This is a genomic window from Mesorhizobium sp. WSM4837 (genome assembly GCF_055811435.1).
The window spans coordinates 1-322 of record NZ_JBVVQE010000273.1; the positions used below are offsets into that span (position 1 = coordinate 1).

Annotated in this window: 1 protein-coding gene; it reads left to right on the forward strand. The window is 64.0% G+C overall.

All coding sequences use genetic code 11. The features are described 5' to 3' along the window. On the forward strand, nucleotides 1-322 hold a 322-nt coding region (locus AC0L3D_RS37065), incomplete at both ends, for a hydantoinase/oxoprolinase family protein (protein WP_473647582.1).

Sequence of the window (322 nt, forward strand, 5' to 3'; positions counted from 1 at the left end):
ACTTGATTTATGCCGGACCGTCCGGCTTTGTCGGGGTCGAGCAGGCAGCGCGGCTGAGCGCCGATGTCGCCTCCGCCAACTGGCATGCGACAGCGTCATTGGTGGCAAAACTCGCCGGCGATGCCCTGTTCGTCGACATGGGATCGACCACCACCGACATTATCGCCACTAGAAATGGCGCCGTCGCCAATGACGGCTACACCGATGCCGGACGGCTGCTGAGCGGCGAACTGGTCTACACCGGCTTCACCAGGACGTTCCTGTTCGGCGTCGCCTCGTCGGCCCCCGTCCGCGGCAGGCTGACACCGCTGATGAACGAGTA